Origin of the sequence: Clostridium oceanicum (genome assembly GCF_039521385.1) — a bacterium.
Classification (GTDB): domain Bacteria; phylum Bacillota; class Clostridia; order Clostridiales; family Clostridiaceae; genus Clostridium_F; species Clostridium_F oceanicum.
On the sequence record NZ_BAAACG010000008.1, the window covers coordinates 367,373 to 389,495 of the forward strand.

The window sequence follows — 22,123 nt, forward strand, 5'->3', positions numbered from 1 at the left end:
ATATTCATATAAATAGGTAGGATATTAATTAATTATGTGAATAGGCCTTAAGCAAAGTCATAAAAGGAGAGATTAATATATGTTAAATAGAAATGATAAATGCTGGTGTGGAAGTGGTTTGAAATATAAAAGATGCCATTTAAATTTTGATGAAAAACTAACAAAATTAGCAGAACAAGGGTATATAGTCCCTTCAAGAGATATTATTAAAACACCTGAACAAATTGAAGGTATAAGAAAAAGCGCAGAAATAAACAATAGTCTTTTAGATTTAATCGGAGAAAAAATAAAAGAAGGCATGAGTACAGAAGAAATAAATTCATTAACCAACGAATTTACAACATCACATGGAGCAATACCTGCTGATCTTAATTATGAAGGATTCCCAAAAAGTCTTTGTACATCAGTTAATAATGAAGTGTGTCACGGTATACCTAGCAAAGATGTAATTCTTAAAGATGGAGATATTATAAATGTTGATGTAACTACTATATACAATGGATACTACTCAGATGCTTCAAGAATGTTTGAAATTGGTAATGTAAGTAAAGAAGCTAAAAGACTTGTAGATGTAACTAAAGAATCTTTGTATAAAGGAATAGAATCAATTAAACCTTGGAATAGTACTTTAGGTGATATTGCTGCAGCAGTACAAGAACATGCAGAAAAAAATGGTTACTCTGTAGTTAGAGAATTTGGAGGACACGGAGTTGGACTTGATATTCATGAAGACCCTTTTGTTTCCCATGTAGGAGAAAGAGGAACAGGAATGATTTTAGTACCAGGTATGATGTTTACTATTGAACCTATGATAAATGCCGGAACTCACCAAATATTTATAGACGAAAAAAATGGCTGGACAGTATTTACAAAAGATGGTTCACTTTCAGCACAATGGGAGCATACTCTACTTGTTACTGAAGATGGTGTAGAAATAATATCAAAATAATTATATAAATAAAAACATATATTCTAAAAAACATCCACTTTACTAAGAACTCTTAATTTACAGTTTAAATGTTTTTTATGTAATATATGTTTTTTTAATATAAAAAATTAAGTTTAAAACAATCACATTTTGTATATAATTTATTTAATATTAATAAGGAGGAATATTATGAAATTCTCAAATCCATTAATAGTTGTTTCAAATATGGAAAAATCAAAACAATTCTACCATAGAATACTTGGTTTAGATGTTGTTGTTGATTTCGGAGCAAATGTAACTTTAACCTATGGTATTACATTACAAACAAAAGATACTTGGTCTTCTTTTATTAATAAACAAGAAAATGAACTTGTTTTTGGTGGAAATGTAGCAGAGCTATATTTTGAAGAGGATGATTTTGATAGTTTTATTAAAAAAATAAATAATATGCCAAATATTAATTATGTACACCCTATTATTGAACATTCTTGGGGGCAACGTGTAGTTCGTTTTTATGATCCTGATAAACATATTATTGAAGTAGGAGAAAACATAGCTATTGTTGTTAAACGATTTTTAAATAGTGGTTTATCAATAGAAGAAACTGCTACTAGAATGGATGTACCTATTGATTTTGTAAACTCTTGCTTAAAATAAATTAAATTTATCATTATATAATTTTAATATGACATGCTGCTGTCATATAATCTCCTTTATAATTCTAATATAGCCTTTAAAGGAGGATTTAATATGAAATTTGAATGGAGAAAAAAAGCTAAAAATTTATATTTACCAAAAAATAAGCCTGAACTTGTTACTATACCAAAGTTTAATTTTTTCATGATTCATGGAGAAGGAAATCCTAATAGTGAAAAATATTCTGAAGCAATTGGAGTACTTTACTCTTTATCATATGCTATAAAAATGTTACCTAAAAAAGGAATAACCCCTGAAGGATATTTTGATTATACAGTATTTCCACTTGAAGGAATTTGGGATTTAGCTGAAGAAGCTCGAGGATTAAGCACACTAAATAAAGATAAATTAATTTATACAATTATGATAAGACAACCTGAATTTGTAACAGATACTTTAGCTAAAGAAGTAATTCAAATTGTAAAAAAGAAAAAAACTCATCCTTTACTACATAAAGTAAAATTTAAAAGTCTAGAAGATGGACTTTGCGTTCAAATGATGCATTTAGGTTCTTATGACAAAGAACCTGAAAGTTTCTCTATTATGGAAGACTTTTGTATTAAAAATAACTTAAATAGAATATCCAAAACCCATAGAGAAATCTACATTTCAGATCCTAGAAAAACTAAAACTGATAACCTTAAAACAGTACTTAGATTTAAAGTTGAAAAAGGTAAGTAGTTATTCAATATACTTTTAGTTTATATATAATTAAGTAAATACCCTATATTATTTATATTTATAAAGTTAAAACACCATAATTCTATGGTGTTTTAACTTTTTTCATAAGAACTTATCAACGGACACAATCCTCACTATCAAATCCTATTTAAAAAAACTTTAATAAAAAAACAAAATACTAATTTTTATAAGTATTTTATTTTCAAATAGTGTTTGCGTTTTCATAAAAAGGTAAATTATAATCTAACTGTTAAATATTTATTAACATCTTTTAATATTAGATTATTACTCATCTTAACACTTTTGCTATTTAAAATAGAAAGGAGAAATAATTATAAATAAGCCAACAGAAAAAAATAATATAATTTTAAAAACTATAGTTTTCCTAATAGGATTAACCTTAATATTGGTTACAGAATATGCAAAAATATTTTTTTATGTTCCTAATTTATTAGTAAATAATATTGTAGGAACGGTTATAGTATCTACACTTTTGGGACCTATTTGGGGAATATTCGTAATTATTATTTCAGATTTGATTTTTAATAGTTTTGGAATTGGACAAAAATTCATGCTAATAATTCTTATATCAAAACTACTAGAACCTACTATTATCGGAATTATAAATCATAAGAAAAACAAAAAAATTTGTAGAGTTATTATAACAATTTTCATCTTAAGCTTTATAATACCTTTTGTAGAAATTATAGCATCTACATACACTTACCAATATACCACTGAAGTCTATAATTTTATTGAACATATAAAAATCAGTATAACTATGTACTTAGAATTTTTAAAAAATGATTATTTAAATAATCTATCATCATATATACTATCATTTATAATTTCAACACCTATTTTATATCTATTTAACAAAAAAAACTAAATATAACTTTATTAAATGATTGCAAATAAATTATTTATAATATCTCTATTATCTTAAAGTTATATAAATATAAAATACTTCTATGAGTACTCTATACTATTAAGGGGGATACAGATGAAAAATTTATTAAAAAGATTTTCGATATTTACTTTACTTGCTGTAGTATTATTTACATTATCAGCTTGCAAAAATACTGAATCAAAAAAAACTTCTACTGATAAATCTTCAAATAAGAAAAAGACAAAATACGTAAAAAAAGAAATAAGTACGGATAAAGCAAAATTACTTTTAAAAGATGATAAATCAATCTTCGTAGATTTAAGACCTACTGAAGAATATATAGGCTGGAGTATGAATGGAAATAAAGGTGGCCATATAAAAAATGCTGTGGATTTTCCCAAAGAATGGTTTTCAATAATAAAAGATGATGAAAAGCTTCAAAAAGAATTATCTAGAAGAGATATAACTAAAGACAAAAAGATAGTTTTATATTCAGATAAAAAAATAGATACAAAAATACCTAACAAATTAAATGATTTAGGATACAACAACATTTCAATACTTAAAGATGGAATAAAAGCATGGGAAAAAGATGAAAATTTGCCTATAGAAAAAATGGATAACTACAAAATATTGGTTCATCCAAAATGGGTTAATGATTTAGTAAATGGTAAAAAACCAGCTACATACGATGGGAGACCTTATAAAATTATTCATTTGAGTTTTGGAAAAGAATCTTCTGATTATAAAAAAGGTCATATAAAAGGTGCTTTACATATTGATGATAGTTTAAATCATATAGCAGGACCTAGAGCAATATCTGAATATGCATATATACCTAAAGAAAAAAAAGAGGAACTTTGGAATAAACCAAGTGATAAAGAAATAGAAAAAAAACTTTTAGATTTAGGAATAACAAAAGATACATTAGTAATTTTATATGGACCTAATATGACTGCTGCCTCAAGATGTGCCGCTGTAATGATGTATGCAGGCGTTTCCGATGTTCGTATACTAAATGGTGGCATAAAAAGATGGAAATTAGATAATATGCCTTTAGAAAAAGAACCTAATAAACCTATTACCACTAAAAATTTTGGAACAAAAGTACCTAATAATCCAAAGGTTTTTATTGATTTAAATGAAGAATTAAAAATTGTAAAAGATAAAAACTCTGTAGTAGCATCTATTAGAAGTTGGGCAGAATACACAGGAAAAGTTAGTGGCTATACATATATAGGTGAACCTGGGGATATAGCTAATTCTAGGTATGGCTATGCTGGCTCAGATCCATATCATATGGAAGATTACAGAAATGTAGATGACACTATGTTTAACTATAATATTATAAAAAACAGATGGAAAAAATGGGGCATTACTCCTGATAAAAAAGTATCTTTCCATTGCGGTACAGGTTGGAGAGCTAGTGAAACCTATCTATATGCATTAGCAATGGGTTGGAAAAACATAACTATATATGATGGTGGTTGGTATGAATGGCATCTTAGAAAAGATACCCCTAGAAAAGAAAAAGGAATTCCTAAAGATGCACCTGAAACACCAAAATCAGATTATTAATATTATATAAATAAATTAAATTAAATAAAATTAATAAGAAAGGACAAATTCATTTTTATTTTGAATTTATCCTTTCTTATTATACTAGTAAAATTTTGCTTAAAACAAATTAAATTTATGATTATATACTTTATATAACACACTACTGTCATATAATCTCTTCTACAATTACACTATAAATTTAAAAGAGAAACCTATGTATTTTATAAATTGGTATCATTAATTTTATATTTTACTAAAAAGATATTAAAACAATTACCTTAATAAGAATATAATTGAAATTATAACATAATGTATAATTTTTTTTTCATATTTAATATAATATTTTATTACTTATATGTAATTCTAGTATTTAGTTGATTCACTATATGCTTTTATGTATAATAGATTACATACATTTTTTTACATTCAATTTTTGCTATGTTAACTTAAAAATTTCAGGGGGCTTAAAAAATGAATAGGTTAACTAAATTAAAAAAGGGAGATTTAATCGGTATTTTCTCTCCATCATCACCTATAACATATACCTGTCCTAAAAGATTTGAAAGAGGGAAAAATTTTCTAAGAAATAAGGGCTTTAAAATACTTGAAGGTTCTTCAACAGGCAAAAATGACTTTTATAGGTCAGGAAGCATTAAAGAAAGAGTTGAAGAATTAAATTCTCTAATTAAAAACCCTAAAGTAAAATGTATCATGTCTACTATTGGGGGGATGAATTCCAATTCACTTCTTCCATATATAGATTATGAAGCATTTAAGAAAAATCCTAAAATAATAATAGGATATTCAGATGTTACCGCAATATTATTAGCTATATATGCAAAAACAGGAATAAACACTTACTATGGACCAGCATTAGTAGCATCCTTTGGTGAATTAAATCCTTTTGTAGAATGGACTTATGATTATTTTAAAGAAATCAACATAGATAAAATAGAATTTCCTTACATGCTAAAAAAACCTATATATTGGACTGATGAGTATATTAACTGGGAAACACAAAACAAAAGTAAAAAGAAATTTAATAATCAATGGCTTACAATTTATAAGGGTACTACTAGAGGAAGATTGATTGGTGGTAATTTAAACACAATACAAGGAATATGGGGTAGTGAATATATGCCAGAAATAAAAGAAGGAGATATACTATTCATAGAAGATTCCTTAAAAGATGCTTCGGTAATAGAAAAAAGTTTTTCTTTACTAAAAGTAAATGGTGTTTTAGACAAAATCTCAGGAATAATTCTTGGAAAACATGAATTGTTTGATGATTTAAATACCAAAAGAAAGCCTTATGAAATTCTTTTAGAAGTATTAGGAGAAAGAAAAATACCATTTATTGCTGATTTTGATTGTTGCCACACCCATCCTATGATGACATTACCTATAGGTTGTGAAATAAATTTAGACGCTACAAATAAAAAAATAAGTATTATTAAAGATTGGATGAAATAATAAAAAATTTTATACTTTATTCTATCATTATAAAGGGGGAATTACTTTGCCAATAGTTAATGTAAAAATATCAAAAGGACGTTCTATTAATCAGAAAAAAAAATTAGTCAAAGATATCACAGATGTTATAGTTAAAGATTTGGATGTATATCCTGAATGGGTTACAGTTTTAATAGATGAATATGATAGAGAAAATTGGGCATCTGCAGGAGAACTTCATAGTGAAAAATTCGGAAGTGGATTTGGAAAAGAAGGAGTTAAATAAAACTAATAAGGACAAATCCATTTTTATTTTGGACTTGCCCTTTTCTTAGTATCTAATATTAACTAATAACTATATTGAAATTCTCTATAAATATTAATGTTGAAAAAGACGAATTCCTGTAAATGCCATAGAAATATTATATTTATCACATATTTCAATTACATTATCATCTCTTATTGAGCCACCTGGTTGCGCAATATAATCAACTCCGCTTTTCTTTGCTCTTTCTATATTATCTCCAAAAGGGAAAAAAGCATCTGAACCTAGCGCTACACCTTTAAGACTTTTTAACCATTCTATTTTTTCATTACTTGTAAAAATATCTGGCTTTTTTGTAAAAATATTTTTCCAAATTCCATCAGCTAAGGTATCCATATAATCATTAGATATGTATACATCTATTGCATTATCTCTTTCAGATCTTTTTAAATTATCTTTAAAAGGTAAATTTAATACTTTAGGATTTTGTCTTAAGTACCATCGGTCTGCTTTATCTCCTGCAAGTCTTGTACAATGAATCCTTGATTGCTGACCTGCTCCTATGCCAATTGCTTGACCATCTTTTACGTAACAAACAGAATTAGATTGAGTATATTTTAGAGTAATCAAAGATATCATTAAATCCCTTCTGCAATTTTGTGGAATCAATTTATTCTTTGTAGGTATATTTTTAAATAGATCTTCAGTTATCTTTACATCATTTCTTTTCTGTTCAAATGTAATTCCATATAAATCTTTTGTTTCCACTTCTCTTGGCTTATAATCTTTATCCATTTGAATAATAACATATGTTCCTTTACGTTTCTTTTTTAAAATATCTAACGCTTCTTTTGAATAGGCTGGAGCAATAATACCATCAGAAACTTCACGTCGTAAAAAAGTTGCTGTTTGCTTATCACACTCATCAGATAAAGCTACAAAATCTCCATAAGAAGACATTCTATCAGATCCTCTTGCTCTAATATATGCAGTAGCAATATCTGATAATTCTACTCCTTCTACAAAGTATATCTTTTTTAACGTTTCATCTAAAGGAACGGCAGTAGCTGCCCCTCCAGGACTTACATGTTTAAATGATGCAGCAGATACTAATCCTGTAGCCTCTTTTAATTCTTTTACCAATTGCCAACTATTAAGAGCATCTAAAAAATTTATATATCCAGGTTTTCCATTTAATATTTTTATTGGTAATTCTCCATCTTTTGAATAAATTCTTGATGGTTTTTGATTTGGATTGCACCCATACTTTAGTTTTAATTCTTTCATATATACACTTCCTTCAGTATAAAAAAGAGCCTACTATCTAGGCACTTTGCCCAGACGGTCGGCTCATATTTGCTATACTTCATGTGGTTAATTCCACTTCCGTCAGTTGTATAACTAATTATTTTATATCACTATTAAGTGCAATTGTCAAAATATTTATAGCTAAAAATATTATTAATCCACTATTTTTTTATATTATTCACTGCTTTTAGAAAAAATTAAGTAACTTATCCACATAAGTAATACTATAATCATAGGAGAAGAAATCATAAGCATACCTAATCCTATATTTGCACCACCTATTTTATCATAAATAATATATGTGTAAGAATCATAAAAATAATATCCCCACATTAACATAGATGCAATTCCACCAACAACATAGGCTGAAATTAAGCCTTTAAAGGTATTCTTAAAATTTTTTGTCCTGATTTTAAATAAACCAAATATAAATAGTAATACAAAGGGTATATATGTTATAAGTGTTTGAAACAACCTTGGTTGAAATTCTTCTACTAAATAAAAACTTCTATTTGTAAAAACGCTAAATAAATACTGTCCTAACCAAACTACTGAAATAGAATATATTATAGATACTATACTAAATGTTTTCCATAGCTTAATTTGCTTTTTATTCATCTTTTCTTACTCCTCTCATTTTTATTATTTTTCTTATGTGATTAACTTCATTTACCTTTACTAATTTATATAGATTATTTTATAGTCTCTCTAATTAAAGTAAAATTATATGTTTTTTTAAATTATACATGAAAAGCAAGAAAAAATGTATCTATTTTATAGACTTTATTATTTTAGTAAGTTATTATAAAAATTCATTGAACCTATAAATTTATTTTCTTTTTCATTTCAGCTATATTTTTTTGATCCTTCTCACTTAAATTTGATATAAACTCATTAAACTTATAATATGGTTCTTTTTCATATTCATCTTCAAAAGTTAAATATGATATATATTTAGATAAAAGAACTATTTCCATTTTGGATAAACTTTTAAAATATATAGTATACTCATCCTCAAACAAACAATCAGCATTTAAAATATCTATTAAATCTTCTAAACTCTTAATGTTATTTTTTATTAATTTAATCTTACCTTCTACAATAGGACATTCTCTAATTTTTTCGCTTAATTTCTTAAATTTAGAGTTTTCCATTTTCTTTCTATCTGTGTATTCAATCATTTCTTTTTTCTTTTCCTCATTAAAAGATATAAATACTCTTTCTAATTTATTTATTTTTATGTTTTCATTTATAAGAGAAGATATCTTTAATGTGGCCTTTCCAATATAATATATCAATGCTTTATTTTTAATACATAAAATTTCACAACATATTTTTGCATCTTTTAATAATTCTTGTTGTAACTTCTCTAAATCTAATTTTTCTAATTTATTTTTTATAATAATTCTGTCTAAATTATTTATATTAAGGTTATTTAAATCTTTACCACAAATAACTAATCCCAATGAATTAATAAGAACTAACTCAAATATATTTATAAGCAACAATTCACATTTTTCATCATAACCTTTTAACAGCTTATTTACTTCATCATTATCAAATTTACTGCAAAACTCATTTTCTAAATTTAAGTTATACAAATAGTTATAAATATATTCAATACCTACATAATTTATATTTTGAATAGAAAGCTGATAATCTATTGAACCTGGAGTTTCTTGTGCTTTGAAAAAGTCATCATATTCTTTGAAAAATGGAACAATCCCTTCTATAGTATCACTATAAGAATAATTATTAACTTTAAGCTTATTTTTATTAATTTTTCTAAACAACCATTTGCTTTCTAATATTTTACTTTTAATAAGGCTCTGTCCCTTATATAGCATATCAAACAAGCTAATATGTTTTAATTTTTTTACTAAAATCTCTATATCCTTAAAGGTTTTTAGATAAATTCCTATGGTATAATCAATACACTCTAAAATACTTTGGACAACTTCTACTCTTGCTGAACTACTTTCATCTTTTGTATAATATTTTAATTTTATTTTTAAAAGATCCATTCTTTCATAATATATTTTAGCTAAAATCTTATCATTTAATAATTTTTCTTTATAACAAAACTCCAAAACATCTTTGAAAAAATATTCTTCACTGAAGTTATTATTTGTAAAATAATTATACTTTTGAATGTGATTTTCCATAACTTATCAGTCCTTCTCATTTTTAAGATTTGTATAATCATGTACACCATACCTTATATTTTCAGCTATTTTATATAAAGCTTTTCCTTCTAAAAGTTCCAATGACCCCTCACAATAATTATTAAATTTATCTTTCATTATTTCTATTAATTCATCATCACTTAGATAATCTAAAGTTTCATTCTTATAATTATAAAAAATCTCTACAAGTTCATTTATTGTATCACTGTAATTATACTTAGCTATGTAGGGTGAATCATAAAAAGCTATAATAATTTTGTTTATAATCTGACCATTAAATTCTACTCTACCACTTTTTTGAAGAGCTGTATTTCTAGTATCAATAATTTCTTTAGCATCTTCTTTTGAAAGTTTTAATCCATATTCTGATGTAACTTCATTGCACATAACTATATCCTTTAAAATTTGTTTTTGTTTGTCTAACAAATTACTTTTAAATAACTCAATAGAATTTTTCATTATAAAATCCTCCTAAAAGTATTGACTTTTATTCTAAAATATGATATGATAAAGTTAGTATATTTTATTGTAATTAATTTTATCATTGACACCAGTATATGTCAATGTATTTTAATATGTTAAAAAGAGGACCTTCATTTTGAAGATCCTCTTATTTATTAATTTAATTACAGGTTAATATAAAACAAGGCTACTAGAAACCACAGGCCTTAATACTAACACTATTCTAAAACAGTGATTATACTCTTAATATAAATAGAATTTCTAAATAATTTATAAATTCTTTCATAATAAGTTTTTTATACTCTAAAAAATAATCATAAAATTTTTTTAATAATAAAAAAGTAGCCCACATAATTTATGTGTAACTACTTTTTCATAGCATTAGTTTAAAAAAATTTTATACATAATTAAATTTTATACTTTATTATTATATATTAAAAATCAGGAATTTTTTTATAAAACTACTGATTCTAATCTTCCCTTATTGGTAACTGAATTTTTGTTTTTATTAAAGATCCATTTTCTATAGTTATTTCACCATCATGTTCTTTAATTATTTCATTACATAAATATAAACCAAGACCTCTGCTCTCTTTATTACCGTTATCAGATTTTATAAAAGGTTCAAATATATTATTAAATATATTCTCTGGAATTGGATTACTATTATTTATTACTTCAATAATGTACTTATTTTCTAATATATATGAATTAACATAAATTTTATTTCCTCCAGAAGAATATTTTATTGCATTATCAACCACATTTATTATTACTTGCCTTATTTTATTCTGCTCAACCTTAACTGTTCCCTCATTTATATTTTGTATTATTTTCAAAGAATATTTTTTAGCCTTTATATTCATATCATTACAAATTTCAGTTATAAGTTCTTTTATATTAATATAATTAAGCTCTTCTTTAATAACACACATACCTTTTGATACTTCTATAAGATCTAGAACTAGCTTATGTAGTCTACCACTTTCTGAATATATTCTTTCAATTGCTCTTTTATCAAAATCTTTGTCCTTAACCATTCCTGTAAGAAGTAACTCTGCATATCCTGATATAGCTGTTAAAGGCGTTTTTAACTCATGGGTTACGCTATTAAAAAATTCTCTTCTTCCTTTTTCCAATTTATAAACCTTGTTTTTTTCTGATTCAATAGTTTTTATTTGTTCTTTTATCTTATCTCTCATATTTATAAATTCTCTTGCAAGTATAGCCACTTCATCTTTTCCTTCATGATCAATTGGGATATCATAATTACCATATCCTAATTTTTTTATTGCATCTGTTAGCTTACTAATAGGTTCAGTGATTTTATTGGTTCTTAAATATAAAAATATAAATATGACTATGAATATTCCTGCTTCTATAATATTTATAAAATTAATAGTATTTTTATAATTTCTATATTCTCCATTATAATTTTTTACTATATTTATGATTCCTACATACTTGTTATCACTATAAATTGGATAAGTTAATATTGCATTTACTCCATTTTCTTTGTATTTTAAATCTACTACAGCTTTACCACTCATGGCTATTTTATTACTGTCTTTTATTATACTCTCAAATTCTTTTTCAGAATTTCCTTCTAGCAATTTATACTTTATATCTCTTATATCACATTTACATTCATAATTTAGAGATATGTGTTTTATTATATAATTACCCTCTTCAACTAATGATTCTTTTTTATCTTTAGAACTATTACTTTCAAGGGTATACTTTATATATTCCTGTGTACTGTTCATTAATTGTTTTGAAAAGTTATTTATATTATTTTCCATATTGGACTTTAAAACATGTGTTATAGACACATTCATTACTATCATAGAAACTATCAGTATAAATATTAAACCAGTTATAAATTTATATCTTATTTTCATAAAATTACCTCATTACATATCCTATTCCAAAAACAGTATCTATAATAGATGGTGAATTTTCTTTATCAAGCTTACTTCTTAATCTTCTAACATGTACATCAACAGTTCTTATTTCCCCATCATAATCTATTCCCCAAACTTTATCTAAAATTGCTTCTCTTGAAAAAACTTTATTTCTATTTTCAATAAAAAACTCTAAAAGTTCATATTCTTGAGGTTTTAATTTTATTTCTTCATCATCTTTGAATACAATTCTTCCTTCTAAATTCACTTTAATAAATTTATTTACATATACATATTCTTCCTGTGATTTTTCTCTATATTTGTTAACTCTTCTTATTGCAACCTTTACCCTAGTTAATACTTCTTTTATGTTGAAAGGCTTAGTAATATAATCATCCGCACCTAATTCTAATCCTAAAACCTTATCCACAATATCGTTACGAGCAGTTAACATGATTATTGGAATACACCATTTACTATTTATATATTTACATAATTCAAAGCCACTTTTGTCTGGTAAATTTATATCCAACAAAACTAAATCTGGATTAAAAAAATCTAAAGTATCTTTTGCCTCCTTAGCTAAAAATACCCCTTTAGCTGTATATCCATCTGCTCTTAAAGCAGATACTAAAATATCATTTATAGATATTTCATCTTCAACTACTAGAACCTTAAAGTCCATTATATCTTCCCCCTACTAGTCACTTCCCAAAAGTAAATCTATATAAAAGAATTAAATCATACAATACTTTATAAATATATATGAGAATATTACTGGCTATTTTTTCAGTAATTCTCCCATAATTATTCCTATTTAAACTATAGATTTTATTCTACTATCTTGCCATCTTCAAAAACCTTAATAACACCAACAGTTCCTGTTCCACCTTGTTTTATAAATGTTTTTGACTTTACTACAATTTCATAACATTTTTCACCATTTTGATTTTCAACTTCTTGAATAATTGAATAAGTTAAATCTTCATTATTGTCATAATAATTTTTAGCATACTCTAATGCTTTGTCTCGAGAAAATTCTACTTTATTATTCTTGTCATGTTCTAATACTTTATCTTTATTAGAAACTACTTTATTGTTATTTTTAGAATTTTGTAACACTTTATCTTTATTAGAATTTACTTTATTATTTTTAAAACTAGCCTTTTCTGATTTTTTTATTACTGTAAGATTTAGTTCAGCAGTTCTATCATATTGTTCTATTCTTCCTATATATTTTTTAGTTCCTAAACTACTTGTATCTACATTGTTATTATCCCAAGAAACCGCAACTTCTTTGTCTTTATTATTTATCTTTGCTTTAATTTTACTTGGTAAATTGTATTCATTATCTTGATAGACTTTTGCATATACTTTAGTAACTTCAAATTTTGATTTTATAGTATTTAGTAAGTCTTTCATATTTTTAATATCAACTTTATTACTTATAGCAAGCTTTATAAAATAATAGGCATCATCTACTCTATTTTTTTCCATATACTTATTTTTTATTTCTATATAAGACGCCTTATTAGCTTTATCCATTGAAACTGCTTTTTCAAAAGAACTTTTAGCATCATCATATTTCCCTGCATTTAAAAATTTGATTCCATCTTTAATTATTTTTTTTACTTTGTTTTCTTTCATATCTTCTTGCTTTTTCACATCATTTGTTAAAACAGTTCTTTTTTGTTTTTTCCCACATCCTGAAACACTTAGCATAACTATTAATATTAATAATAATGAAATCATTGCTTTTCTTTTCATAATTTATCACTCCTTACATCTACTGTAATTAGATGTTATCATGACATTTTTACCAAAATTAGCGAATTTGTTTCCAACTTATTACCACAAAAATTTAAGAGTATATTTTGTACCATAATATTACTACATGTAAATTTTTTATCGACTTCTAACTTTAATCATAAAATATTTGTAATAATATATCAATATATTTAATAATATCCAATAAATATATTAACTAATAAAATAACTCTCTTTGCTAAGAAATCAATCTTAGTAAAGAGAGTTATTAATATATTATATCTGCTGATGATTTTCATAAAAATAAGTATATTAGGATACCACTTTAAAATAATAATTTATAGATTCACTTTTTTCATTTACTATATTTTATATTTTAAGATAAGCAATGGCTCCAATTACGCACCATGTTATTAAAGCAATCATAGCTTCCTTACTTAAAGCTGCAGGAGATATAGGTAAAAGTAATAACATAATAAACACTATACTTATTACTGTACCTACCATTGCCACTGTTTTGGTTACTTTATTTTTAGATTGTTTCAATACTGCATAACATACATAAAAATATGCAATAGAAGCACCTAAAGACGACATGTCTACTATCCAAATTATAACCTTTCTACCAAACCAAGGAGCTATTAAACTTATTATTGTTATAAATATTATAGCGCTTTTAAAAACACCATTCTTATTTACTTTTGCCATTTTAGGTGGGAGCATCTTATAATTGGCTATAGCTCCTAATAATTTTGAGCTACAAATCATAAATCCATTTATACCGCTCCATACTGCAGCACTTAAAGCTATAATTAATAATATAAAAAATCCTTTACCTAATGTACTTAATACCGCACTTCCTGCTGCCCAATCTAAATTCATAGCTTCTTTTGGAGAATAAGCAAGGGCTGTTACTAAATTTAATATATTATAAATTAAAACTCCTATTGTTAGAGAAGCAATTGCCACTAATGATGCTTTCTTTTTAGAAAAGTTAAATTCTTTACTTAACTGAGGAACTGCATCAAATCCTATAAACGCAAAAGGTGTTATTGCAAATACTTTTATTATTTGGCTTAAATCAAAAGAATAATTTGAAATATATGATTTAGTAAAATTAGTTCTATCACCTTTTATAAACATTCCAATGCAAACTACTAATACTACTGATATCAAGCTAAGAATTATTACATTTTGAATTTTGCTTGTCTTTTTTATGCCTTTTAAATTTAATGAAGCAAATGTAAGTATTGTTATACTTGATATTAATATCTCACCTAGATAGATGTTATATCCAGCAATATTATACAAATAACCAAATTCTAAAATTCCACCAAATAATTTTTTAATTACCAAGGGAAATGCGGTTGCATTTAATGGAATCATTGTAAAATATGCAAGTGTCAAAAACCACCCTACAATAAATCCATGTTTTTTTCCTAATCTATTATAAGTATAAGAAAATTCTCCACCCTCTTCATCATGACTTTTCATCATAACAAGATAGTTTTTTTCAATTATTATTATACATATTACCCCTAATACAAGTCCTAAAAATGTATTTATAACTCCTGATTCCTTTAAAAATTTTGTACCTGGAAGCATAAAGGAACCCCAGCCTATTATCCCACCTAGAACTATTGAAAACATATCTATTTTACTCAGTTTATTTTCATTCATAATTATCTCCATCTTTGATTAATTTACTATCATTAAAATCATTAATATTTACTAGTACTTTGTAAAAAAGCAATAAATCAGTTCTTTTAATTTAAAAAGTAAAGCAATATGTATCATTTTAATTTCATCTATATATATACAGTTCCCTATTGCTCCACTGTTATTACTAAGTCCACCTTAGTTCTTATCATTCTTAACAACCTATACCATTTTCAACTATTAAATGTATTTCTTTTCTATATGAATCTTATTGTTCATTAATATACTTACATTAAAAATACTCATTTTAAATCAATATAACCCCTTATATAAAACAAGAACTACAATTAGTCTTTTATTTTTAACTTAACCAATTGTAGCTCTTTAAAATTGTTTATTTTCTGTGATGCACATTAAAATAATAAGTGAAATATAGTATAAATTTTTTTATGCCTTTTTCACCATTAACTTTTTATAAACTATATTTCCTAAAATACCTCCTGCTACTAAGAAAGCAAGGAATATCCAACCTGATAAAGAGAAGTTAGCTATTGGTGTATAAAGTGCTCCTACATTACAACCATTTGATAATCTAGTTCCAAGTCCCATAGTAAATCCACCTACAACATAGATTAAACCTTCTTTTAGTGTTATAGATAAACCTTCTTTAACAGTTTTAGCAAAACTTCCTGCTAAGAATAATGCAACAATTGTTCCTAGTATTATACCAAAATTTTGTACATTTATTGGATGTGAAAAGAATGGTGCTGTATATATTTTTGCTGGTTTAGTTGAAAAACTTGCTACACTTTCAGGAGAAACTCCAAAGAATATAAGTAATTTACCAAACCAGAATCCATAAGGAGTAGATGCTCCCCATCCAGCTTTAGTTACACCCATTAAAAGTGTGAATATACCACCAATTACAACTGCTCCCATTCCAAGTGTCCATGGTTTTACAAATAATTTTTCATAAGTTTTTTTACTAAATAATTTGAATGGTTCTTTATCTTCATTAATTTCTTCTTGAAGAATTTCTGTATCTACACCAAGGTAACTATTTTCTGATTTCCTTTTATCTTCATATTTTTTAGCTATCCAAATTGCTATAACAGCAAAAATAATTGTTACTATTATTGCTCCTAAATATCCTTCTAATCCATCCCATTTAAATAAGTCTGGTAAAAATACTCCATTTTTAAATGTACTAGTTTTAACTAATGTCTTTGTTACCCATGGAGCTGAACTTTGAATTGGGAATCCTACAAATACTCCCATTCCGAAAAATATAAGGGTTATAAATGCACGTGGAAGTCCTGTTACTAAATCAGTAAGAACTCCTGATGCACAACAACTAGAAAATGACATACCAAAACCAAATAGTATTCCACCTAATATAAGTCCTAAATTTATAGGGTTAACCCATAAATCATATTTAGTTACATCTTGTCCTAAAAAGAAAGCTACACTTACTATTGCTGTTCCTACAAATAAAATCATTAACATTCTCATAAGCTTTGTCGATCCTGCTCTATAACTTCTATTTACAGATCCTGCAAACCCAAAGAATGATCTTGTAAGGGCATATCCAAGTCCTACCCCCGCAAGTAGTCTAAAAAATAGCATTGAACTTGTAAGTCCAACATTTCCTATTATTATGATTGCAATAAGTAGTATAAATCCTATAAGATACTCTGTGTTTTTTTTCACAATAATTTCCTCCTCAAATATTATTTTTAAATTAATATTATTGTTACTTATTCATTTTGTCTTTTGATTAAAATTACCTATGTATAATTACTTTTATTGTTAAATTTTTGTCTAAAGAAAGCGCCAACTTTGTTACTTCCCTAATATAATAACACAGAAGTTATAGGTACTTATTATAAGACTTGCTTATATAGAATAATGTTTTTTTATATCAATTTCAAAATAATAAATGTAGGAATCATAATTTAATAAATTGGCTGAACATACCCCAGTTGAATTCCTTTTGTAACCGCTTCTATAGAAGATGTTACATTTAGTTTAGAAAATATATTTTGTATATGGTTTGAAATAGTACGTTCACTTAAATGAAGCAATTTTGCAATATTTTTTCTTTTATATCCTTCAGCTAATAATTGTAAAATCTGCTTTTCATTTTTTGTAAGAACTTCTATAAAATTAACATTGCCCTCAAAAAAACTATTTCCTTTATTTATATGAATAAGCAATTTAAAAAGCTTGTCTGGAGTTATATTTTTATTTAAAAAACCTTTTACTCCAATCTTTTTTGCTTCATAGCGATATACTGGCAAATCATAGCCAGTTAAAATAACAATCTTCTTTTCAGGATAAATAGCTACAATATCTTTAGCAATCTCTAATCCATTTTTACTAGTCATATTATTTAAATTTATATCAATTAAAATAATATCTAAATTCTTTTTACTTATTACTTCCATAACTTTATCAATATCTTTAATTGTATAAAAATTTTCAATTTCATCATAATCTTCTAAAGCAAATTCTAAACTTTTTACAAATAAAGCATGATCATCTATTAATAAAATATTCATAAGAATTATCCCCTCTCATAGTTATTTCAATAATAACAGATATCCCACCAAGTTTACCTGTTTTTATAATTAAATTACCATTAAGCAAATCTACTTGCTCTTTAATAGAACTTAATCCATGATGATCTTTAATATCTATATTATTAAATCCAATTCCATCATCTTCTACAATAACTTTTATTTCTTCTCTTTTTTGAAATAAAGAAACAAAAATCCTCTTGCAATTTGAGTGTTTAAAAGAGTTTGTTATCAATTCTTTTAAAATCCTATATATTGATATATTATAAGGCTCTACTAAAAACAAATCTTCATTACACTCTAAAAAAATACAAATATTGTTTTTATAAGTTTCTCTTATCATATCTATCAAATTACTTATGTTTTCTTTAAAGGTTAGATCTTTTAATATTATTGGATGATATTCTTCCATCTGCTGCCTAATAGACTTATTTAATTGTTCTAAAGTTTCTATTATAATATCTTTAGCTTTTGGTTTATCTATTTTGTACATCATGTTTTTTATAGATAATAAATCTTGTAATATTTCATCATGAAGATAATTTGAAAAATCCTTTTTAATTTCTTCTTCTTTTGATATACGAATTAAATTATTTATATAAAAATTATAATTATTTCTATTAAAATCCTCTTTCTCTTCTTTAAATACTTTATAATTTATTTCATCATATAAAAGAGTTAAGTAAAATAAAGCTATAAAAATAAAAAAATGTATTAAAATAAAATAGCTTATTGCATTAAAATGAAAAAGTACTCCTGACATAACTGTAGTTACAAATACAACAATACATAATAAAACATTCTTTCTTGAATTTAAAGAAAAATATTGATTTAACTCGTTAAAATTATTTTGTATTACACCATATATACTAAATATTATTAAAGATGTAATTATATAAAGACCTATATTCCCCATATAATCTGGGCTATTTCTAAAAAAATACCCATAGATAATAAAAGGAACTAAAGTAATAGCAATTGAATATATTATGTTTTTTCCTTCACTTTTAAAAACAAAGTTAACTCTCTTTTTGTTTTTACATAATAAATAAAATAAACATATATAATTAAAAAGCCAATTTACTGAAAGCATAAGATAAAATATTCTAAGATTTAACATAGAAAGTACTGTAATAAAACAAATGCCTTTTAAAATTCCATCTATTAGCTTTCTATTTTTATATGAAGAATTTTGAAATATAAAAACTAATAAAAAACTTATAACTTTATATGGGAGAAAAATATATAATAAAAATGATATATATTCAATTATTTCTAAATCACTTCTAAGCAACAAAAAAATCCATGAAAGAAATAGTAATAAATTAGAAAACTCTGATAAAACTACGTTTTCTTTTAAATTGTTAAATTGTATATAACTAGAAGTAACAATCATTATTGAAATAACTGACAAAGAAAGGACACTAGAATATGCTCCATCTTTGTTATCAATATATCTATATATAAGAAAACTTATAACTAATAGTTGATTTACTAAAAAAATGATTTGTTTTTCTTTGTATTTAAATTTCATAATTAATCTCCTAAATAAGTATGTATTTTAAAATATTCTATAAATTAACTTTTATTATAATATACCCCAAATGTTTTTCACAATATGTAATTAATAAATAAGTAGCTGTTTTGATCTATAGAATTTCTTGTTAAGGATATACTCTTTATCTAAAATATTTTGTTTTGATATATATTTTTTTACTATAAACCCCTTACTTTTATGAATTTAGTACTTTACTCTTTATTATTTAAAAGAAGCTGTACACTAATTAATTAGTGTGACAGCCCTTTATCTAAAATCATTTTGTAGCAAGTGTATTTAGTTATATTGTAATAAATAATATATACAATAATGAAAATTCCAATGGAAACAATTAATGGTAATATTAATGCACTACTTTGACCAAGTAAATCTTGCATCAAAAGATTTTTATAACAATATAAAGCAAACATGCTATGAACAGTTCCTAATATAGCTGGTATACAAAATAGTATTTTAATTTGCTTTCTAATAATTTTTTTAATTTTATTTTGATTATATCCCATCTTTATAAGTATATTAAAATCATCTCTATCATAAAATATCCCTGATATATTATGAAAATATAATATACTTCCAGTAGCAATAAAAAATATTAATGTAATAAATATTATCAATAAATTAGTTGAACTATTTGCATATACAATATCATTCTTTTTTTGAAAAGCACTAGCAAATTTTACGTTATCTTTAAATAAAGGATATATACTTTCATATAATTTTTTATTTTCTCTCATATCTTTCCCGTAAATACTCATAACTTTATTTAATGAAGGTTTAAATTCAGAAATTTTTTCATAAATGTTATCAGAAATCACAAGAGTTCCTACACTATTAGCAAAACCAATTGGATTATTCAACGTAGTATCTAGTACTTTTACAGTTATATTCTCCTTTGAATCTACATTTAGTTTATATACACTCCCCTTGTCCAACTTCTTATTATCATACATATATTTAATTAAAATACAGTCCTTATCGGATAAAGGGGTTTTACTTACTTTTTTATTTTGTAATTGTAATAACTCTTTATAATCTGATTCACAAATTAAATCAAAACTATTCTTTTTTTCAGCACTATATTCAAAAGGAAGTTTTGAGGAGGACGCTGTCACTTTAATTATATCAGTTTCTTTATACTGCATATTTTTCTCTCCAACCATTTCCTTTGCAATATTAATTGCCCTATCTACTTTTTCAGGATTTTCTACAGGAAATTCAAAGGCTGCAGGAATTATACGTGAAGTTCCTTTAACGGTATAATAAAAAGTTATTGTTGTAGATCCTAGAAGACATAATGTTGCAGCTGATAATAATGTTAATAAAATTAATGTCCTTGCATTTGACCTTATTCTATATACAAATTTAGGAATGCTAACTATATTTATCTCTTTATAAAAATAATCCTTTTTATTTTTTATCTTTAATATTACATAAGGTATAAAGGAATATATAAAGAATACTGTTCCTATTACTACGCATATTAAAGTTAACATAGCCATAGGAGAGAAACCTATTGTTACCCAAAGTGAATTTTCACCTCGTATAATATCCAAAGCTAATGCATAACCAGTTATCATAAAAATAATACCTAATATTGATAAATATATCTTTACATTTATTTTCTTTTCAGATTTTTTTTCAAACCTAATTAGCTCTAATAAAGAACTTTTTCTTAAAAATCTCCAGTTTGATATCATTAATATAAATAAAACTGCTAGTACAAATACACTACTAAAATAAACTGCCTTAAAGTTAATTAATACTATGCTTGAACTATCTATACTTAAATCTAAAAAATGAATTATAATTGCTATAATCCCTTTATGAAGAAAGGCTCCTAGAAAAATTCCTATAACAAGAGCAATTAAGCACATAAAAATGTTTTCAATAATAAGTAAACAAGTTATACTAGATTTTCTAAATCCAAGCAAAGCATAAATTCCAAGTTCCTTTATCCTTTTTCTTAGAAAAAAAGTATTTGAATAAGACATATAAAACAATACAAACCCCATTATAAATATAGATACAACTCTAGACATTGTTTCCACTCTACCATCTGAAGATATCTTTGCCATTATAACTTCATCCATAGAAAAAGATATAAGGCTAAAAAATATCATAAGGACAAAAGCTATAGAAAACAAATATAGAGAATAAAATGATAAATTTTTTCTCATATTTTTTTGTGCAATTTTAAATAAATTCATATTTTGATTTTCCTTTCACCAA

19 protein-coding genes and 1 riboswitch are annotated in these 22,123 nt (G+C 24.9%); of the genes, 7 read left to right on the forward strand and 12 right to left on the reverse strand.

Annotated elements, in window-relative coordinates; genetic code table 11:
- The first annotated feature begins 79 nt into the window (after nt 1-79).
- The 7 genes from ABDZ71_RS07855 (at nt 80) to ABDZ71_RS07885 (ending at nt 6,492) form a co-directional block, all read left to right on the forward strand.
- Complete coding sequence (locus ABDZ71_RS07855) at nt 80-949, forward strand: methionyl aminopeptidase (protein ID WP_343760536.1); 870 nt, start codon at nt 80-82, stop codon at nt 947-949.
- Nucleotides 950-1,117: 168 nt separating this feature from the next.
- Nucleotides 1,118-1,585, forward strand: a complete 468-nt coding sequence (locus tag ABDZ71_RS07860; protein WP_343760537.1) for a VOC family protein — start codon at nt 1,118-1,120, stop codon at nt 1,583-1,585.
- A gap of 93 nt (nt 1,586-1,678) precedes the next feature.
- Complete coding sequence (locus ABDZ71_RS07865; RefSeq protein WP_343760538.1) at nt 1,679-2,305, forward strand: GyrI-like domain-containing protein; 627 nt, start codon at nt 1,679-1,681, stop codon at nt 2,303-2,305.
- Between the two features lie 406 nt (nt 2,306-2,711).
- Nucleotides 2,712-3,194, forward strand: a complete 483-nt coding sequence (locus ABDZ71_RS07870) for a hypothetical protein (protein WP_343760539.1) — start codon at nt 2,712-2,714, stop codon at nt 3,192-3,194.
- A gap of 114 nt (nt 3,195-3,308) precedes the next feature.
- Entirely contained in the window at nt 3,309-4,772 is a 1,464-nt protein-coding gene (locus ABDZ71_RS07875) for a sulfurtransferase (protein WP_343760540.1), read from the forward strand.
- A gap of 453 nt (nt 4,773-5,225) precedes the next feature.
- On the forward strand, nt 5,226-6,227 hold the full coding sequence (locus ABDZ71_RS07880) for a S66 family peptidase (RefSeq protein ID WP_343760541.1): 1,002 nt from the start codon (nt 5,226-5,228) through the stop codon (nt 6,225-6,227).
- A 46-nt stretch (nt 6,228-6,273) separates the two neighbouring features.
- Nucleotides 6,274-6,492, forward strand: coding sequence for a 2-hydroxymuconate tautomerase (locus ABDZ71_RS07885; protein WP_343760542.1), 219 nt, complete (start codon nt 6,274-6,276; stop codon nt 6,490-6,492).
- Between the two features lie 93 nt (nt 6,493-6,585).
- Here the strand turns inward: ABDZ71_RS07885 and ABDZ71_RS07890 are convergent, their stop codons facing one another.
- The 12 genes from ABDZ71_RS07890 to ABDZ71_RS07945 form a co-directional block, all read right to left on the reverse strand.
- Complete coding sequence (locus ABDZ71_RS07890; protein ID WP_343760543.1) at nt 6,586-7,758, reverse strand: phosphoribosylaminoimidazolecarboxamide formyltransferase; 1,173 nt, start codon at nt 7,756-7,758, stop codon at nt 6,586-6,588.
- 41 nt (nt 7,759-7,799) lie between these two features.
- Nucleotides 7,800-7,878, reverse strand: a riboswitch (ZMP/ZTP riboswitch).
- Nucleotides 7,879-7,953: 75 nt separating this feature from the next.
- Nucleotides 7,954-8,397: a hypothetical protein gene (locus ABDZ71_RS07895; RefSeq protein WP_343760544.1), complete on the reverse strand. Its 444-nt coding sequence runs from the start codon at nt 8,395-8,397 to the stop codon at nt 7,954-7,956.
- A gap of 203 nt (nt 8,398-8,600) precedes the next feature.
- The gene (locus ABDZ71_RS07900; RefSeq protein ID WP_343760546.1) at nt 8,601-9,944 is read right to left on the reverse strand and encodes a DUF6179 domain-containing protein; all 1,344 of its coding nucleotides are present in this window, start codon (nt 9,942-9,944) and stop codon (nt 8,601-8,603) included.
- Between the two features lie 6 nt (nt 9,945-9,950).
- Nucleotides 9,951-10,424, reverse strand: a complete 474-nt coding sequence (locus tag ABDZ71_RS07905; protein WP_343760547.1) for a DUF6323 family protein — start codon at nt 10,422-10,424, stop codon at nt 9,951-9,953.
- Between the two features lie 473 nt (nt 10,425-10,897).
- Complete coding sequence (locus ABDZ71_RS07910) at nt 10,898-12,328, reverse strand: sensor histidine kinase (RefSeq protein WP_343760548.1); 1,431 nt, start codon at nt 12,326-12,328, stop codon at nt 10,898-10,900.
- 4 nt (nt 12,329-12,332) lie between these two features.
- Nucleotides 12,333-13,016, reverse strand: coding sequence for a response regulator transcription factor (locus tag ABDZ71_RS07915; RefSeq protein ID WP_343760549.1), 684 nt, complete (start codon nt 13,014-13,016; stop codon nt 12,333-12,335).
- 146 nt (nt 13,017-13,162) lie between these two features.
- Nucleotides 13,163-14,098 carry an Ig-like domain-containing protein gene (locus ABDZ71_RS07920; RefSeq protein ID WP_343760550.1) on the reverse strand — a complete coding sequence of 312 codons (936 nt, stop codon included), beginning with the start codon at nt 14,096-14,098 and terminating at the stop codon, nt 13,163-13,165.
- A gap of 369 nt (nt 14,099-14,467) precedes the next feature.
- Entirely contained in the window at nt 14,468-15,778 is a 1,311-nt protein-coding gene (locus tag ABDZ71_RS07925; RefSeq protein WP_343760551.1) for an APC family permease, read from the reverse strand.
- 426 nt (nt 15,779-16,204) lie between these two features.
- The gene (locus tag ABDZ71_RS07930) at nt 16,205-17,467 is read right to left on the reverse strand and encodes a YeeE/YedE family protein (RefSeq protein WP_343760553.1); all 1,263 of its coding nucleotides are present in this window, start codon (nt 17,465-17,467) and stop codon (nt 16,205-16,207) included.
- A gap of 245 nt (nt 17,468-17,712) precedes the next feature.
- Nucleotides 17,713-18,318 (reverse strand): response regulator, encoded by a 606-nt coding sequence (locus ABDZ71_RS07935; RefSeq protein ID WP_343760554.1) that lies wholly within the window; start codon nt 18,316-18,318, stop codon nt 17,713-17,715.
- Nucleotides 18,296-19,870 (reverse strand): sensor histidine kinase, encoded by a 1,575-nt coding sequence (locus tag ABDZ71_RS07940; RefSeq protein WP_343760555.1) that lies wholly within the window; start codon nt 19,868-19,870, stop codon nt 18,296-18,298. Before ABDZ71_RS07940 ends, ABDZ71_RS07935 begins: the two co-directional genes overlap by 23 nt.
- 254 nt (nt 19,871-20,124) lie before the next feature.
- A complete protein-coding gene (locus tag ABDZ71_RS07945) occupies nt 20,125-22,101 on the reverse strand; it encodes an ABC transporter permease (protein ID WP_343760557.1) in 1,977 nt (658 codons plus the stop codon).
- Nucleotides 22,102-22,123 lie beyond the last annotated feature (22 nt).

Excerpts from the sequence above, each read along its gene's own strand:
- ABDZ71_RS07935 (WP_343760554.1), bottom strand. The coding sequence starts at position 18,318 with ATGAATATTTTATTAATAGATGATCATGCTTTATTTGTAAAAAGTTTA.
- ABDZ71_RS07890 (WP_343760543.1), bottom strand. The coding sequence starts at position 7,758 with ATGAAAGAATTAAAACTAAAGTATGGGTGCAATCCAAATCAAAAACCA.
- ABDZ71_RS07875 (WP_343760540.1), top strand. The coding sequence starts at position 3,309 with ATGAAAAATTTATTAAAAAGATTTTCGATATTTACTTTACTTGCTGTA.
- ABDZ71_RS07940 (WP_343760555.1), bottom strand. The coding sequence starts at position 19,870 with ATGAAATTTAAATACAAAGAAAAACAAATCATTTTTTTAGTAAATCAA.
- ABDZ71_RS07860 (WP_343760537.1), top strand. The coding sequence starts at position 1,118 with ATGAAATTCTCAAATCCATTAATAGTTGTTTCAAATATGGAAAAATCA.
- ABDZ71_RS07895 (WP_343760544.1), bottom strand. The coding sequence starts at position 8,397 with ATGAATAAAAAGCAAATTAAGCTATGGAAAACATTTAGTATAGTATCT.
- ABDZ71_RS07905 (WP_343760547.1), bottom strand. The coding sequence starts at position 10,424 with ATGAAAAATTCTATTGAGTTATTTAAAAGTAATTTGTTAGACAAACAA.
- ABDZ71_RS07900 (WP_343760546.1), bottom strand. The coding sequence starts at position 9,944 with ATGGAAAATCACATTCAAAAGTATAATTATTTTACAAATAATAACTTC.
- ABDZ71_RS07855 (WP_343760536.1), top strand. The coding sequence starts at position 80 with ATGTTAAATAGAAATGATAAATGCTGGTGTGGAAGTGGTTTGAAATAT.
- ABDZ71_RS07915 (WP_343760549.1), bottom strand. The coding sequence starts at position 13,016 with ATGGACTTTAAGGTTCTAGTAGTTGAAGATGAAATATCTATAAATGAT.
- ABDZ71_RS07865 (WP_343760538.1), top strand. The coding sequence starts at position 1,679 with ATGAAATTTGAATGGAGAAAAAAAGCTAAAAATTTATATTTACCAAAA.
- ABDZ71_RS07910 (WP_343760548.1), bottom strand. The coding sequence starts at position 12,328 with ATGAAAATAAGATATAAATTTATAACTGGTTTAATATTTATACTGATA.
- ABDZ71_RS07920 (WP_343760550.1), bottom strand. The coding sequence starts at position 14,098 with ATGAAAAGAAAAGCAATGATTTCATTATTATTAATATTAATAGTTATG.
- ABDZ71_RS07945 (WP_343760557.1), bottom strand. The coding sequence starts at position 22,101 with ATGAATTTATTTAAAATTGCACAAAAAAATATGAGAAAAAATTTATCA.
- ABDZ71_RS07925 (WP_343760551.1), bottom strand. The coding sequence starts at position 15,778 with ATGAATGAAAATAAACTGAGTAAAATAGATATGTTTTCAATAGTTCTA.
- ABDZ71_RS07880 (WP_343760541.1), top strand. The coding sequence starts at position 5,226 with ATGAATAGGTTAACTAAATTAAAAAAGGGAGATTTAATCGGTATTTTC.